This window comes from Mesorhizobium sp. B264B1B, assembly GCF_020165765.1.
GTDB lineage: Bacteria > Pseudomonadota > Alphaproteobacteria > Rhizobiales > Rhizobiaceae > Mesorhizobium.
The window spans coordinates 267,354-281,920 of record NZ_JAIUIS010000002.1 but is presented as its reverse complement, the minus strand read 5'-3'; the positions used below and the strand labels follow the sequence as shown (position 1 = coordinate 281,920).

17 protein-coding genes are annotated in these 14,567 nt (G+C 63.5%); 11 read left to right on the top strand and 6 right to left on the bottom strand.

Annotated elements, in window-relative coordinates; translation table 11 throughout:
* Nucleotides 1-39: 39 nt before the first annotated feature.
* A complete protein-coding gene (locus LB547_RS05170; RefSeq protein WP_224519150.1) occupies nt 40-564 on the bottom strand; it encodes a hypothetical protein in 525 nt (174 codons plus the stop codon).
* Nucleotides 561-1,286: a DUF2259 domain-containing protein gene (locus LB547_RS05165; RefSeq protein ID WP_140493810.1), complete on the bottom strand. Its 726-nt coding sequence runs from the start codon at nt 1,284-1,286 to the stop codon at nt 561-563. Before LB547_RS05165 ends, LB547_RS05170 begins: the two co-directional genes overlap by 4 nt.
* Nucleotides 1,287-1,424: 138 nt before the next feature.
* On the opposite strand from LB547_RS05165, the gene LB547_RS05160 reads away from it, so the two are divergent.
* On the top strand, nt 1,425-1,679 hold the full coding sequence (locus tag LB547_RS05160) for a DUF2171 domain-containing protein (protein ID WP_140493808.1): 255 nt from the start codon (nt 1,425-1,427) through the stop codon (nt 1,677-1,679).
* Between the two features lie 11 nt (nt 1,680-1,690).
* Here LB547_RS05160 and LB547_RS05155 read toward each other — a convergent pair whose 3' ends face one another.
* Together LB547_RS05155 and LB547_RS05150 are read right to left on the bottom strand one after the other, a co-directional pair.
* Nucleotides 1,691-2,710, bottom strand: a complete 1,020-nt coding sequence (locus LB547_RS05155; RefSeq protein ID WP_140762379.1) for a P1 family peptidase — start codon at nt 2,708-2,710, stop codon at nt 1,691-1,693.
* Nucleotides 2,710-3,783, bottom strand: coding sequence for a branched-chain amino acid ABC transporter substrate-binding protein (locus LB547_RS05150; RefSeq protein WP_140762376.1), 1,074 nt, complete (start codon nt 3,781-3,783; stop codon nt 2,710-2,712). Before LB547_RS05150 ends, LB547_RS05155 begins: the two co-directional genes overlap by 1 nt.
* A 180-nt stretch (nt 3,784-3,963) precedes the next feature.
* Here LB547_RS05150 and LB547_RS05145 point away from each other — a divergent pair, with 180 nt between their 5' ends.
* The 7 genes from LB547_RS05145 to LB547_RS05115 all read left to right on the top strand — a co-directional run bounded on the left by LB547_RS05145 (nt 3,964) and on the right by LB547_RS05115 (nt 10,484).
* Nucleotides 3,964-4,491: a flavin reductase gene (locus LB547_RS05145; RefSeq protein WP_140762373.1), complete on the top strand. Its 528-nt coding sequence runs from the start codon at nt 3,964-3,966 to the stop codon at nt 4,489-4,491.
* Nucleotides 4,488-5,417: an AAA family ATPase gene (locus tag LB547_RS05140; RefSeq protein WP_140493800.1), complete on the top strand. Its 930-nt coding sequence runs from the start codon at nt 4,488-4,490 to the stop codon at nt 5,415-5,417. Before LB547_RS05145 ends, LB547_RS05140 begins: the two co-directional genes overlap by 4 nt.
* 11 nt (nt 5,418-5,428) lie before the next feature.
* On the top strand, nt 5,429-6,673 hold the full coding sequence (locus tag LB547_RS05135; protein ID WP_140762417.1) for a vWA domain-containing protein: 1,245 nt from the start codon (nt 5,429-5,431) through the stop codon (nt 6,671-6,673).
* Between the two features lie 57 nt (nt 6,674-6,730).
* Entirely contained in the window at nt 6,731-7,069 is a 339-nt protein-coding gene (locus tag LB547_RS05130) for an XdhC family protein (RefSeq protein WP_140548880.1), read from the top strand.
* A gap of 6 nt (nt 7,070-7,075) precedes the next feature.
* On the top strand, nt 7,076-7,780 hold the full coding sequence (locus tag LB547_RS05125; RefSeq protein ID WP_140560992.1) for an XdhC family protein: 705 nt from the start codon (nt 7,076-7,078) through the stop codon (nt 7,778-7,780).
* The gene (locus LB547_RS05120; protein WP_140762370.1) at nt 7,777-9,387 is read left to right on the top strand and encodes an NTP transferase domain-containing protein; all 1,611 of its coding nucleotides are present in this window, start codon (nt 7,777-7,779) and stop codon (nt 9,385-9,387) included. Before LB547_RS05125 ends, LB547_RS05120 begins: the two co-directional genes overlap by 4 nt.
* Nucleotides 9,388-9,641: 254 nt before the next feature.
* Nucleotides 9,642-10,484: an alpha/beta hydrolase family protein gene (locus LB547_RS05115; protein ID WP_140564733.1), complete on the top strand. Its 843-nt coding sequence runs from the start codon at nt 9,642-9,644 to the stop codon at nt 10,482-10,484.
* Nucleotides 10,485-10,500: 16 nt separating this feature from the next.
* Here LB547_RS05115 and LB547_RS05110 read toward each other — a convergent pair whose 3' ends face one another.
* Nucleotides 10,501-11,538, bottom strand: a complete 1,038-nt coding sequence (locus tag LB547_RS05110) for a DUF1176 domain-containing protein (RefSeq protein ID WP_140656039.1) — start codon at nt 11,536-11,538, stop codon at nt 10,501-10,503.
* A gap of 142 nt (nt 11,539-11,680) precedes the next feature.
* On the opposite strand from LB547_RS05110, the gene LB547_RS05105 reads away from it, so the two are divergent.
* A complete protein-coding gene (locus tag LB547_RS05105; protein ID WP_140656037.1) occupies nt 11,681-12,187 on the top strand; it encodes a DUF1993 family protein in 507 nt (168 codons plus the stop codon).
* A gap of 58 nt (nt 12,188-12,245) precedes the next feature.
* Here the strand turns inward: LB547_RS05105 and LB547_RS05100 are convergent, their stop codons facing one another.
* Entirely contained in the window at nt 12,246-12,410 is a 165-nt protein-coding gene (locus tag LB547_RS05100) for a hypothetical protein (RefSeq protein WP_140564678.1), read from the bottom strand.
* A gap of 385 nt (nt 12,411-12,795) precedes the next feature.
* Between LB547_RS05100 and LB547_RS05095 the strand changes: the two genes are divergently transcribed.
* Together LB547_RS05095 and LB547_RS05090 are read left to right on the top strand one after the other, a co-directional pair.
* On the top strand, nt 12,796-13,263 hold the full coding sequence (locus LB547_RS05095; protein WP_140494990.1) for a hypothetical protein: 468 nt from the start codon (nt 12,796-12,798) through the stop codon (nt 13,261-13,263).
* 121 nt (nt 13,264-13,384) lie between these two features.
* The gene (locus LB547_RS05090) at nt 13,385-14,452 is read left to right on the top strand and encodes an aldo/keto reductase (protein WP_140517684.1); all 1,068 of its coding nucleotides are present in this window, start codon (nt 13,385-13,387) and stop codon (nt 14,450-14,452) included.
* The last annotated feature ends 115 nt before the right edge of the window (nt 14,453-14,567 follow it).

Sequence of the window (14,567 nt, the reverse complement as noted above, 5' to 3'; positions counted from 1 at the left end):
AGAAATTTGCCCGCGTCCTAACAGAGGCGGACAAAATGCTCAACGCCGCCGCCGCGCAAACCAGAGGCTGGCGGCAAACAAGGCGAGGAACCCGATCGGGAAATAGAGCCTGATGCCCAGCACCACGAACTGGTAGAGCGCCACCGCCATCGTGAAGACGAACTGAAGCCCCCAGGTGAGGGTGAAGGTGGGTGCATGCCATGCGGCATAGTAGGACCGGTATTGCAAGGCATACAGCCCGGCGGTCAGGCCGATCGTCGCGGCGGCGAGACCCACGAATGCCGCCGCGAAGGCGACTTCCCAGCTCCTTCCGCGCGAGACCAGCCGTGCCGCGAACAGGCCAACAGGAAAGGCCAGAGCGCCGCCGCCTGCAAACAGCAGCGTCACGGTGCGGATTTTATCTGGCGTCACCCAACTTTCCAGCAACAGGTTGAGGAGCGCGCTGGCGCCCATCGTGGCGGCCCAAAGCAGCGCGCCGAGCAGCGCCGTGCCCGGCGTTGGTATGGCGCCGCGGAGGCGGCCCAGGGCGCGATGACGCCTGGCGGGGTGGACGAGCGGTGTCACAGGCGGCCGGTCACCGCGATCCAGCGATAGTCCGGGCCTTCGAAGCCATATTGGCGCACCGCGATCAGCACCGCATAGGCGCTGGGATTGTCCATCGAAAATGTCTGCACGGCTCCGATGCGGTAGCCGTTCGGGCAACCCCGGCTCTTGGGGATCGATTTGTCCTCGTGCAACAGCTTCGTCGTACCGCCGGCTTGCGCCTCGACGCGCAGCAGCCGAAAGCCATTGATCTCACCCTGGCTCTCGCAGCCCTTAGTCTCGTTCATGCCGATCTCGTCCAGCCGGAACTCGAGCGGCTGGTCGACTGGCGAGAAGATCGGACGCGGATTGACCGCCATCCGATGCGGGTCGGCGGACATCTCCGTTACCGGGTTGAAGCCTGCGGTGATGCCCTTGTTCGCGGCCAACTCCGCCTGGCTGACGACCGCTTCGCCCTTCTCGCGGGCCTGAATACGAGCCGCCGTCAACGTGGCGTTCTCGTCGTCGAGCCGGACGCGAATAGGCGTTCCCTGGAGAAAGCTGTCGTTGCTGGTGTCGATATAATAGCGATTGGCGTAGGGAAATCCCGATCCATCCTGCACGCCATATTCTTCGAACGCGAAGATGCCGCCGTCCTTGGTGAAGCCCAGGATTTCAAGCTCGGCGACATCCCCGGCCCGGGCGGCGACGACTGCGCAAAACTGCGCAAGCAGGCAAACGGCAAACAGAAGAAGGTTTTGCATGAGGTTTTCCGCCGGCCAACGATATCGCCATTCCCTATCACGACAAGATACCGGCGTCGCGCTGCCCGATAAAGCAAGCGCCATGCATCCAATCGCGGCCTCGTCTGTTATTGTCGGCAGTCCCAATGGAGAACCACCATGACCGACACCAGCAAAATTCGTGAGCATATGGAAGTGATCGGTGCCGATGGCGTTCATGTCGGCACGGTCGACAAAGTCGAGGGGCAGCGGATCAAGCTGACCAAGTCCGACAGCGGTATGGGCACGCATAAGGGGCACCATCATTTCATTCCCCTGAGCCTTGTCGCGGAGGTCGAGGGAAAGAAGGTCTGGCTGTCGGCGAATTCCGACGTCGCGGTCACTTTCGAGGAAGAAAAGTCCGACCCCACCTGATCGCGTATAAGTCAGCGCGAAGACCAGACCGGAAACAGATCGCCCTCGGCGGGCGTCGCGGCGAAAACGCCGCGCGTGATGGCGCGCGCCATCGTGGCGCCTGCCGCGGCATAAAGGTCGATTGCCGCGTCGGCTTCGAGCCGGATACCGCTCCTGCCGGTCGCCAGCGCGAAGACCAGATCGCCATCGGCCGGCGTGTGCGTCGGCCATATGGCCCGCACGAAACCGTCATGCGCTGACATGGCCAGGCGCTTTGCGGCGGCCTTGGTGAGAACGGCATCGGTGGCGATAACGGCGATGGTGGTGTTGCCGCCGGCATCCGCCTTGCCCGTGAACGTCTTGTCGCGAAACTTCAAGAGGATGCTTTTGGCGTCGTCCGGCATTGGCGAGGGATAGCCAAGCCCGCCGAATTCATCGCCGATCTCGAACGGAGCCGCCCAGAAATGGCGGCTTCGGCTGATGGTCACCGAGCCGATCGGATTGACCGCCGCCAGTGCGCCGATGGTGACGCCATTGTCAAGCAGCGTCGAAGCCGAGCCAAGCCCGCCCTTGAGACCGGAGGTCAGCGCGCCGGTGCCGGCGCCGGTCGTGCCGATCTGGAAATCCGAACCGGCGGCCTGCACCGTCTCGTAGCCGAGGTCGCGGTATGGCGGATAGCGGCCCCAGTCCTTGTCGCCGCCATTGCGCAGGTCGAACAGGATCGCCGCTGGCACGATCGGCACGCGAAAGCCGCCGACCTCGAAGCCGATGCCACGCTCGCGCAGTGCTGCCTGTACGCCGGACGCTGCGTCGAGGCCGAAAGCCGACCCGCCCGACAGCACCACGGCATGGACCGTCTCAACCGAATTGTGGGGTTCGAGCAGGTCCGTCTCGCGCGTACCCGGCGCACCGCCCAGGATCTGGACGCCGGCTACAGCCGGTTCGTCGCAAAGGACGGTCGTCACACCGGATTTCAGTCGGGCATCGGAGGCATTGCCGACGCTGAGACCGGCGACATCGGTGATCAGGTTGCGCGGGCCGGTGCGAAACATCAGTTGCTTTCCAGCGGTACGAAGCGGGCGCCATCGAACCGGAAGACGCGGTACGGATTCCGGCTGAGGTCGCCCTTTGCATCAAAGCGCACCGGCCCGATCGCCGTGGTGAAATCATGCCCGGTGAGCGCTTCGGCAAGCGGCCTGCCGGAGCTTGCGGCTTCCGCCATCGCCGCCTTGGCGGTTTCTACCGCCGCGTAGGCCGGCAGCGTGTAGCCGTCCGGCACGATCTTTTGCGCGGCGAACGCTTCCAGCACCTTGGGATCGGCGACATCGGCCCATTCCGGGGGAGCGATCATCAGCGTTCCCGTGGCATAGGGCACTGCGCCGGGCGGAGTGCGCAGGTTCTCACCGCCGGCGAACACGATGCCGGCGTCGAGTTGCGCTGCGTCGCGACCCATGATGGCGATGTCGTCGCCGTCGCCACCGGCAAAGACATGGGTTGCGCCGGCCTTCTTCAGCCGGCCAATCAGGCCAATCTGGTTGTCGAGTTGCGGCCGGAACGTATCGACGAACACCGGCTTCAGCGCCGCCTGTTCGGCCGCCGCCCGCAACGTCTCGGCGATCTCACGGCCGTAGATGGTGCCGTCATCGATGACGGCGAACAGTTCGTTCTGCCAAAGCCGGGTAAGGGTGGTGGCGACGGCACTACGCTCCTCGTCGCCCCTCGGTCCGAGCCGGTAGACCGGCCAGCCGGTCTTGGGACGACGGTCAGTCAGGCTTTCGGTTCGCACGCCAACGGTGATGACGGCGATGCCTGCGTCCTTCAGGATCGGCATCGCCGCCTCGATCGCTTCCGTACAGAGAAATCCAACCACCACATTGACCTTGGCGGCCGCGAATTCCCGGGCTGCCGTGGCACCCCCCTCGGCCGTGCAGGCATCGTCGATGGTCTTGAGCTCGATGCCGTTCGCCTGGGCCGCCACCTCGGCGCCCGCCTCGATCTGTCTGCCAAGGATCGCCGAGGATCCGGAGAGCGGCGCGGCAACACCGACGAGCAGCGTCTGGGCGTTGGCGGCGCCGGTTAGCAGCAGCCAGGCCAGCGCGGCAGATATCGTTGCCCCGGGTCGCATCCTGTCGAAGACTTCCTCCAAGCGAGCCCGGATGGTCCCGGCGCCACTCCCGCCAAGACCTAAAGGCTGCCCGGTCTTGGCGCAACACGCGAATTTCGGGATATGGGCCAAGCACTTCGCTTGTGGCTTGTCATATCTAGCCATATATAGCGATAGGGTTCAGGCTATGGAAAATCTCCGGTGTTGAAGAAGAACGACATTGGGCCGCAGGCCTATCGCGACGCGATGAGCCATTTTGCCGGTCACGTCCATGTGGTGACCACCGACGGGCCGGCCGGCAAGCGTGGCGCGACGGTCATCGCCGCCTGTTCGGTTTCCGATACGCCGCCGACCATTTTGGTCTGCCTGAACCGTGAAAATCCCAAGAACGAGCCGTTCGTGAAAAACGGCAGGTTTGCCTTGAACACGCTTGCCTCGCACCAGGAGCCGCTGTCGATCGGCTTTTCCGGCATCATCGGCCTGCCGGTCGAGGAACGTTTCGCGCTCGGCGAGTGGGATGTGATCTCCACCGGCGCGCCGACCTTGAAGGGCGCGCTCGCCGTGTTCGACTGCGAACTGATCGACACCAAGGACCTGGCCACCCATCGTGTGCTTTTTGGCAAGGTGACAGGCCTGCGCATGGGCGATAATTTGCGGCCGCTGATCTATCACGCCCGCGGCTACCACGTTTTGGAAAGCGGGGCAGAGGCGTCCACGGAGAAGGAATGACCGAGCTAAAACCGCGCCCCGTGCCGCGGACGATCGACGAGACGCTCGATCTCCTGACCGGCGCGGACTATGTGGCGGACCGGTCGTTGGCCACCGTGCTTTTCCTGTCGCTGCGCATGAAGCGGCCGCTGTTCCTCGAGGGCGAGGCCGGCGTCGGCAAAACCGAGATCGCCAAGGTGTTGGCAGAGGCGCTCGGCCGCCGGCTGATCCGTCTGCAATGCTATGAGGGTCTCGACGTCTCGTCCGCCGTCTATGAGTGGAATTATGCCGCGCAGATGATCGAGATCCGCATGGAGGAGGCGGCCGGCAAGGTTGACCGCTCCGACATGGAGCGCAACGTTTTCTCGGAAAAATACCTGATACGCCGTCCGGTGCTCGATGCGCTGACCGGCAAGGCCGGCGCCGCCCCGGTTTTCCTGATTGACGAGCTCGACCGTACCGACGAGGCGTTCGAGGCGTTCCTGCTCGAGATCCTTTCCGATTTCCAGGTGACGGTGCCCGAACTCGGCACGATCAGGGCGGAGGAGCCGCCGATCGTCATCATCACCACCAACCGCACCCGCGAAATCCATGACGCGCTGAAGCGGCGCTGCCTCTATCACTGGGTCGATTATCCCAGCGCCGAGCGGGAGTTGGAGATTGTGCGCCGCAAGGTGCCGCAGGCGAACAGCCGGCTTTCGGCCGAGGTGGTCTCCTTCATTCAGAAGCTCCGCCAGATCGAATTGTTCAAGATGCCGGGCGTTGCCGAGACCATCGACTGGGCCGGCGCGTTGACCGAACTCGACAAGGTCGCGCTCGACCCGGAAACCGTCTCCGACACGATCGGCGTGCTGCTGAAATACCAGGACGACATTGCCCGCATCGGCGAGGGCGAAGGCCGGCGTATCCTCGACGAGGTGAAGGCCGAGCTTTCGGCGGCGGAGTAGGGCTCATGGCCATGCCTCGCGCGGAACCCAGGGAGGCGACTGTCGACGGTCACATCGCCGACAACATCGTCTATTTCGCCCGTGTCTTGCGCAAATCAGGCATGCGCGTCGGTCCGGCCTCGGTCAAGGATGCCATCGAGGCGGTACTTGCCACCGGCATCGGCGCGCGCGACGATTTCTACTGGACGCTGCATGCCGTGCTGGTGTCGCGGCATGAGGACCATGCCATCTTTGACGAGGCCTTCCGGCTATTCTGGAAGTCGCGTGAGCTGATCGAAAAGATGCTGGCGATGCTTTCGCCGGTGGCGCCCGATACCAGGGAGAAGCAGAAGCCACGCGCGGCCGAAAGCCGTGTCAGCCAGGCCATGTTCGCAGGCCACAGCAGGAACCAGCCGGCGCAGGAAATCCCCGAGATCGAGGTCGACGCGCGCTTTACTTTCTCCGGCAACGAGGTGCTGAGGGCCAAGGATTTCGCTCAGATGAATGCCGCCGAGATGGCCGACGCCAGGAAAGCGATCGCCGAACTGCGGTTGCCCTTCGATATGGTGCGGACGCGCCGTTTCAAGGCCGATTCGCACGGTCGCCGCATCGATCCGCGTGCCATGATGCGCTCGGCCGCACGCACTGGGGGCGAACTGATCCTGCCGAAATTCCGCTCGCTCCGCGAAGTGTATCCGCCGTTGGTCGTGCTTGCCGACATTTCCGGTTCGATGAGCCAGTACACGCGCATCTTCCTGCATTTCCTGCATGCTCTGACGGAAAAGCGCCGGCGCGTGCACACTTTCGTTTTCGGCACCAGGCTCACCAATCTGAGCCGACAGATGCGCCATCGCGATCCCGACGCCGCCCTGGCCGACTGTTCCACCGCGGTCAAGGACTGGTCGGGCGGCACGCGCATCGGCGACACGCTGGCCGAGTTCAACCTGATGTGGTCGCGGCGCGTGCTAGGACAGGGCGCGGTGGTGCTTTTGATCACCGACGGGCTGGAGCGAGACGAGGTCGACGGCCTGTCGGAGGAAATGGAGCGTCTGCACAAATCCTGCCGGCGGCTGATCTGGCTGAACCCCTTGCTGCGCTTCGACGGTTTCCAGGCGCGCGCCCGCGGCGTCAGGGCGATGCTGCCGCATGTCGATGAATTCCGTGCCGTGCACAATCTCGACGCGCTTGCCGATCTCTGCGCTTCGCTGGACCGGAAGCCTGGATATGCCGTCGATCCGCGGCGATGGATGGAGGGTGGCGCGAGGCGCGCCGCGTAGCCATATGCTGCTGAAGACACATATTTCCGGGAAAAACAGACCCTGAGAGAAGCAACGATGAGCGACAGCATTTATCTCGACGAGGCCCGTGACCCGCTGATCATCGCGGAAGGCTGGATGAAGGACGGCAAGGATGTCGCCATCGCGACCGTTGTCGAGACCTGGGGTTCCGCGCCACGCCCGGCCGGCAGCCATCTGGTCATCGACGCCGACGGCAATTTCCACGGCTCGGTTTCGGGCGGCTGTGTCGAAGGCGCCGTGGTGACGGAGGCCATGGACGTCATCGGCACCGGCAAGCCCAGAATGCTGGAATTCGGCGTCGCCGACGAGACCGCCTGGCAGGTGGGCCTTTCCTGCGGCGGCCGCATCAAAGTATATGTGGAAAGGCTAGGCTGATCTTCAATGGATCCCTATGCGCTGAAAACACTCAACGCCGAGCGCCGCGCCCGCCGCGCCGCGATCCTGGTCACCGATCTTGGTGACGGCCGCGACCGTATCGTGCGCGAAGGCGATCCGGTCGCCGGCGATCTCGGTGCCGCGATCAGCAAGGCGTTCCGCACCGGGAATTCCGGCTCGGTCGAAGCGGAAGGGCGCACCTTTTTTCTCAACGCGCATCTGCCGCATCCGCGCCTGGTGGTGATCGGCGCCGTGCACATCAGCCAGGCGCTGGCGCCGATGGCCAGGATCGCCGGCTATCCAGTCGAGATCATCGATCCGCGCACGGCTTTTGCCACGTCGGACCGCTTTCCCGACGTCGCGTTGCACGCCGAATGGCCTGAGGAGGTGCTGCAACGACAGCCACTCGACAGCTATACGGCGGTCGCCGCCGTCACCCACGATCCCAAGATCGACGATTTCGCGCTGAAGGCGGCGCTCGACGCCAGGTGCTTCTATGTCGGGGCACTCGGCAGCAGGAAAACCCATGCCAAGCGTGTCGAGCGCCTGTTGGCGCTGGGCGCCAGTTCCGAGCAGATCGGTCGCATCCAGGCGCCGATCGGTCTCGATATCGGCGCGGCCAGCCCCGCCGAGATCGCCGTCGCCGTGCTGGCGCAGGTCATTCACGCGTTTCGCTCGCGCGGCCTTGAAGCCAGGGAAGCCGCAGCGTGAAATTCGGCCCGGTTCCTATCGAACAGGCCGAAGGCGCCGTGCTTGCGCACGCGACGACGGTCGGCGAGCGACGTTTCCGCAAAGCGCATCGGCTGAGTGCAGAGGATGTCGGGGTGCTGAAAGCGGCGGGCATCAGCGAAGTCGTCGCGGCCGTGCTTTCTCCCGGCGATCTGGGCGAAGACGCCGCCGCCGAACGGATCGCGACCGGTATGCGCCACCGCAACGTAGAGGCCAAGCCTGCCGCGACCGGGCGGGTCAACCTCCATGCCCAAGCCGCTGGCGTCTTCACCGTCAACAGCGCGATGATCGACGCCATCAATGCCGTCGATCCAACCATCACCATCGCCACGCTTGGCCAGCATGCGCCGGTCGAAAAGGGCCAGATGGTGGCAACCGTGAAGATCATTCCCTTCGCCGTCGGGTCGGCGCTGGTCGATGCCGTACTGGAAATCTGCGCCGGCGGCGAGATCTTTGCCGTCAATGCCTATCGGCCCATTCGTGTCGGTGTCATCCAGACCGTCTTGCCGGGTGTCAAGCCGAGTGTGCTCGACAAGACGCTGCGCGTCACCGAGGCACGGCTGGCGCGTTCGGGCGGGCGGCTGACGGCCGAGCGCCGCACGCCGCACGAGGTTGCGCCGGTTGCCGAGGCGGCCGCCTCGCTGGCGCGCGATAACGACATGGTGGTGATCTTCGGCGCTTCGGCCATGAGCGATTTCGCCGACGTCGTTCCGGCCGCGATCGAGGAAGCGGGCGGTACTGTCATCCGCGCCGGCATGCCGGTCGACCCCGGCAATCTGCTGGTGCTCGGCAGGCTCGCCGGCAAGCAGATCATCGGCGCGCCGGGCTGCGCCCGCAGCCCCAAGGAGAACGGCTTCGACTGGGTGCTCGACCGGCTGATCGCCGGCCTCGACGTAACGGCGATCGACATCGCCGGTATGGGCGTCGGCGGCCTGCTGATGGAAATCCCGACACGTCCGCAGCCGCGCGAACCGCTGCCGGCCGTAAGCCGGCTCAAGGTCGGGATCGTGCTTTTGGCGGCAGGCCGTTCGAGCCGCATGGGCGGGCCGAACAAACTTATGGCGCTTTTCGACGGCCAACCGTTGGTCCGCCGTACAGCAGAGCGTGCGCTCGCCTCGAAAGCTTCGGGCACGATCGTCGTTACCGGCCACCAGCGTGAGCGGGTGCGCGGCGCGTTATCGGGCCTGGACGTGACTTTCGCCGACAATCCCGATTTTGCCGATGGGCTCTCCACCTCCCTGAAAGCCGGTATGGCCTATCTGCCGGGAGATGCCGCCGGTGCGATGATCGTTCTCGGAGACATGCCGGGTGTCTCGACCGGCGATCTCGACCGGCTGATCGATGCGTTTCGCGGGGCGGGAGGCAATTTGGTCGTCCGCGCCTCGCACCTTGGCAAACGCGGCAACCCGGTACTTCTGCCGCGCTCGCTGTTCCCGGCTGTCGCCCATCTCGAAGGTGATACCGGCGCACGCCATCTGGTCGAGGCCGGAGGACTTGACGTCGTCGATGTAGAGATCGGCGAGGGCGCGTCCGTCGATGTCGACACTCGCGAGGCGCTGGAAGGCGCCGGCGGCGTGCTGCAGGATTGACAAACCCGGGCCGAATTACGCAAGCCTGCGGTATGGCTTCCGGTTTCATTTCGTTAATGTCAACGCTTCTACCCCCCTCTGGCCTGCCGGCCATCTCCCCCTCAAGGGGGGAGATTGGACATCATTTCGGCTTTCGCCAATCTCGACGGCCGGCAGAAGGGCGCCCCCGCCGAAACTGCCAATCTCCCCCCTTGAGGGGGAGATGGCCGGCAGGCCAGAGGGGGGTGCTCACGCTCTCTGCCTTTCTGATTTCGATATTTTTCCTGTTTTCTGCTGCCCAGGCCTCTGCTCTCCAACTAAAACCCTTCAAGGACGATCTGTTCGCCTATCCCGCGACGCTCTCGTCAGACGGCGCCTACACGGTGATCGACTACCGCGAGATGCGCGACATCAACCAGCGCGACGAGGTGCCGGAAAAGCGCGTGCATGCACAGTATACCGATACCGGTGTGCGCAAGGTGCAGCAGGATTTGCTGTTGAAAACCGATGCCGGCGACGTCCGGCACATCGCCGTAGGCAAGACGCAAGGGGCTTCCGTCATCGTGCTCTACCTGCACGGGCAGGGCGGCAGCCGCAAGCAAGGTGTCGATGACTTCACTTTCGGCGGCAATTTCAACCGCATCAAAAACCTGATGGCAGGCAATGGCGGCCTTTATCTCAGCCCTGACTTCCCCGATTTCGGCGACAAGGGCGCGGCACAGGTCGCGGCGCTGATCGATCACTATGCGCAACAGTCGCCGGGCGCGAAGATCGTCGTCGCCTGCGGCTCGATGGGCGGCGCATTGTGCTGGAAGCTTGCCGCCCGCACGGACACGGGCAGGCAAATCGGTGGGCTTTTGCTGCTTGGCTCGCTGTGGGACGAGAGTTTCTTCTCCAGCCCTGCCTTCAGGCGCCACGTGCCGGTTTTCTTCGGTCAGGGCAGCCATGACGTGGTCTTTCCCGTGGCAAACCAGGAAGCCTTCTTCCGGTCCATCATCGCCAAGTCGAAAGCCTATCCGACCCGCTTCGTGCGCTTCGAGACGGGCACGCACGGCACCCCCATCCGCATGGTCGACTGGCGCGGCGCGTTGAACTGGATGCTGTCGAAGGCGCCCTGATCGGACGCCGCACGGCTCAGGGAGCGGTGTTGTAGTCGACAACCGTCTGCGGGTTTTCCTCGCCGTCATAGGAGGCGTCGACGTCGTACTGGACGAGCGAAAAATCGCCGTTGCGGAACAGATAGGTGCCTGCTGACGAGGCATCGCCGGCGCCGCGCCACTTGTTGAAGGTGGTGATCGTGTGGGCGTCCTGGTCGTAGCTGGAATTGGTCGCCCAGCCAGTGGTCCGGAAGCCGACGATGTGCATGGATTCGACCATGCCTTCGCTGTCGTTGTTCACGTAGCGGATGTCCATCTCCGGTTCGGTGAACTGCAATTGCCTGACACCGTTCGCCTCGTCGGTCATGTAGTAGATCGAGCTTTCATTGTAGGCGGCCGCCGAGCAGGAAAAATGGAACAGGCGCGTTTCCTTGTCGGGATCGCCGGCCGCCGCATCCTTGTCCCTGTATTTGATGGAAAAAATCTCCGGCTCCTTGGCCGCGAGATCCTTGTCGCATTGGTCGCTATAGCTGGCCAGGAAAGCCTTCTTGGCCTGCTCCAGCGCTGCATCCCTCTTCGGCGGTGGCGGGCCGTCGCCACAGCTAGCCGGCACAGCCTCCTCGAAATCCGCGCTCGACGGCTTCAGCGCTCCGCTGTCGATGAAGATCGGCTGGAATGGCGGCGCCTGAATCTGGGCATTGACCTGGCGCAGTGTGTAGCAGCCGGCAAAGACCTTCGCCTCGCCCTTCTTGTCGGTTGCCTGGATGGCGACCGGCACGCTGTAGTAGATGCTGCCTGCCGCGCCCTCATTGGATACGGCGCCGGTCCTGACATCCACCTTGTCGGTACCGTCATAGCCCTTGACGAAGCTGTCGAAGTCCTTGGCCGGCTTGGTATCGCCATAATAACCCCAGGCACGTGCGAATTCATGCCGGTTGATGGCACTGTAGAGCGAGCGGACAACTGCCTCGGCGCTCGACCTGTCATCGACGTAGGGCGCCTCGTCGGCAGGTGCCGACTGGGCGATCGAGGCAAGGGAGAACAAGGCAGTCGCTGCGAGAAAAGCGTGTCTCATCGGCAATCTCCACGCGGTAACGGAGATTCTACCACGGTGATTGCGGCGACGTGGTGACGCCTTGCGGGTATCGCTTGAAGAATCGCCCGGGAAGGCGCTAGTTCGCGCTCGCGGCGCTTCAACTGCCCCGGGAGATAATTGCGTGACCCTATCCATGTATGAAGTATCGGTGGCTGTGTTTTCGGCCCGGTTGAAAGCGCTGTCCAGCGTGCTGTCCACGGCCGAACAGAACGCCGGCGAGCGCAAGATCGACCCGCAGGTGTTCTTGACGGCGCGGCTGGCGCCCGACATGTTCGCGTTGACCAGGCAGGTGCAGATCGCCACCGACCATGCCAAGGGAGCCCCATCGCGGCTCGCCGGCCGGGAGGTTCCCAAATACGAGGACAACGAGGCGAGCTTTGCCGAATTGCAGGCGCGCATCGCCAAGACGCTTGACCATCTGGCGACGTTCTCCGCGGCCGATCTGGAAAGTTCGGACGAGCGAATTGTCGAGGTCAGGCTCGGCGGGCGCGAGGTTTCGATGGCCGGTCTGCAGTACCTCCTGCATCTGGCCATGCCCAACTTCTATTTCCACCTCACCACCGCCTACGACATTCTTCGCCATAATGGTGTGCCGCTGGGCAAGGCAACGTTCCTGGGCTCGCGTTGACGGATCACGCCTTCAAGGGGGTGCCCGGCCGGAGCCGGAATATCCCTGGCTGGCCGAACTAGCGGACGGACATTTCGCGGGCGACGCGCGGGAAATCGGCGGGCTTGATGCCGATGTCGGCGCGGTCCGCATTGCTCATGGAATGCAGCAGCGCGAGCGCGGCACGATAACGCAGATGTTCCTGCGGCCGTGGCCGTGCGAACATTTCAGTGAAGAACCCCATAATCCAGGCCCCTGTTGGACCTCCCAGCGTCCGAGTATAGGGGATTCGTGACAATTGTGCAGTGCAGCATTTGCATGCCTGCCATGCTCAGCAAAATTTTCTGCCATGATCCTGCATCGCCTGAAACTTTCGCAGATCGCGAATCGTATCCCTGTTGCTGGCACATGGCCGGTTTTTCCTCGCCGCTTCTGGCGAATTCCGGACTGCACCGACCGCAGTCCGGCTTTTTGTGACTGACCGGGCGTGGTCCAGCCCCGTAAACCTTCAATTGTTAAAATCGGCGGCATGCATTTTTAACGAGCGGACCCTAAGGTGGATGTCTCGGACACACCGTGAGACTGGGGAGGCTGACATCGTTACCAGCGCCAAGCGGGATTTCGCTTCGTTGCTCGATGATCTCTTCGTTGCCTCCGACAAGGACGGGGGAGGCGAAGAGGCCGCCACTCGCCCGTCGATTCCGTTTGACTATCTTTCCGTCGCCGACGAGCTCCATTCGGGCCGCATCAAGGTTTCTGGCAGCGGATTTGCCACGGAATATCGCGAGGCAGGCGCGGATCTCGCCGCAGAATTCGCGGCCCTGCTCGATCATGCGAAGCTGGCACTTGCGGGCGAAGAGACAAGGCCCGAAGAAAAACTGCCGCCGATCGATCCCGAATCGATTGCCGTGGAATTGGGATTGGACACGCCTAAGGCTGTCGCCGATTTTGGCCGCATGCGCCGCAGCTTCGCCTTTTCGAACCATCCCGATCGCGTCGCGCCGCACCTGCGCCAGCGCGCCATGATCCGCATGCAGGTGGCTAACATGCTGATCGACGAGGCCAAGCGGCGCGCCCTGGCAGGGGCTCGCCGCTAGCGCAGTCTGGTTCACGCAAAAGTCGGTTTGCCGAGGCTTGGAGAGCGCCTCTGCTTTCTTGTAGGATGAAAATTCCTTCCCCGCGCAGCCGCGCAAGCTTTTCCCGCCGGAGCACACTTCCATGCACAAACGCCGTCTCGGTCGGACCGATCTTCTTGTCACCCAGATCTGCCTCGGTTCGATGACCTGGGGCCAGCAGAACACCGAAGCCGACGGCCACGCCCAGATGGACCTGGCCTTTTCGCGCGGGGTGAATTTCATCGACACTGCCGAGCTCTACCCGATCCCGCCCAAGGCGGAGACGCAAGGGCGGACCGAGAAGATCATCGGCAGCTGGATGAAGGCAAAGGGCAACCGCGACAAGGTGATACTCGCCTCCAAGGTCGTCGGTCGCACCGCAAACAGCTGGTTTCGCGGCGACAGGCCGTCGCAGCTGGTGCGCGCCGATATCTTCGATGCCGTCGACAAGTCCCTGGCCAGGCTCGGCACGGACTATGTCGATCTCTACCAGATCCACTGGCCGGAGCGGGACATACCCTGGGGCGCCAATCCGACGCGCGTCGGGGCCGTGGCGCGCCGCGCTGATTCCGTCGGGGCGCCGACCGGAGAAACGCCGATCGCGGAGACGCTTGCCGTCTTCGATGACCTGGTGAAGGCCGGAAAGATCCGCCATTTCGGCCTGTCCAACGAGAGTTCCTGGGGCGTCATGCGCTTCATTGCAGAGGCTGACAAAGCTATTGGTCCACGGGTCGCCTCGATCCAGAACGCCTATAATCTGGTCAACCGGACCTTCGAGGTGAACCTCGCCGAAGTCTGCGATCGCGAAGAGGTCTCGCTGCTTGCCTATTCGCCGCTCGCGCAGGGCTATCTCTCGGGCAAATACGACCATGGTGCGCGCCCGCAGGGGTCGCGCTCGCAGCTCTTCAACCGCGGCCAGCGTTACGAGACGCCCAATGCCGCCGAGGCGCAGCTTGAATACAACGAGCTGGCGCGCTCCTTCGGCCTGGAGCCGGCGCTGTTCGCCAACGCCTATGTATCGAGCCGGCCCTTTGTCACCTCGAACATCATTGGTGCCACGACCATTTCGCAGCTGGAAATGGCGCTGTCTTCAGTGGAGGTTGTCTGGACTGAAGAGATGCAGAAGGCAGTGGACGCCATTCATCAGCGGGTCGGCAATCCCTGTCCTTGATCGACTCGGAAGTTGAATTGTCTGGGAATAACAGCGGGATGGAGACGATGGTGGATTTTCCGATCGAAACATTGCGTGGAAAATTTCCCGCTCTCGCTCTGACCGATGGAGGTCT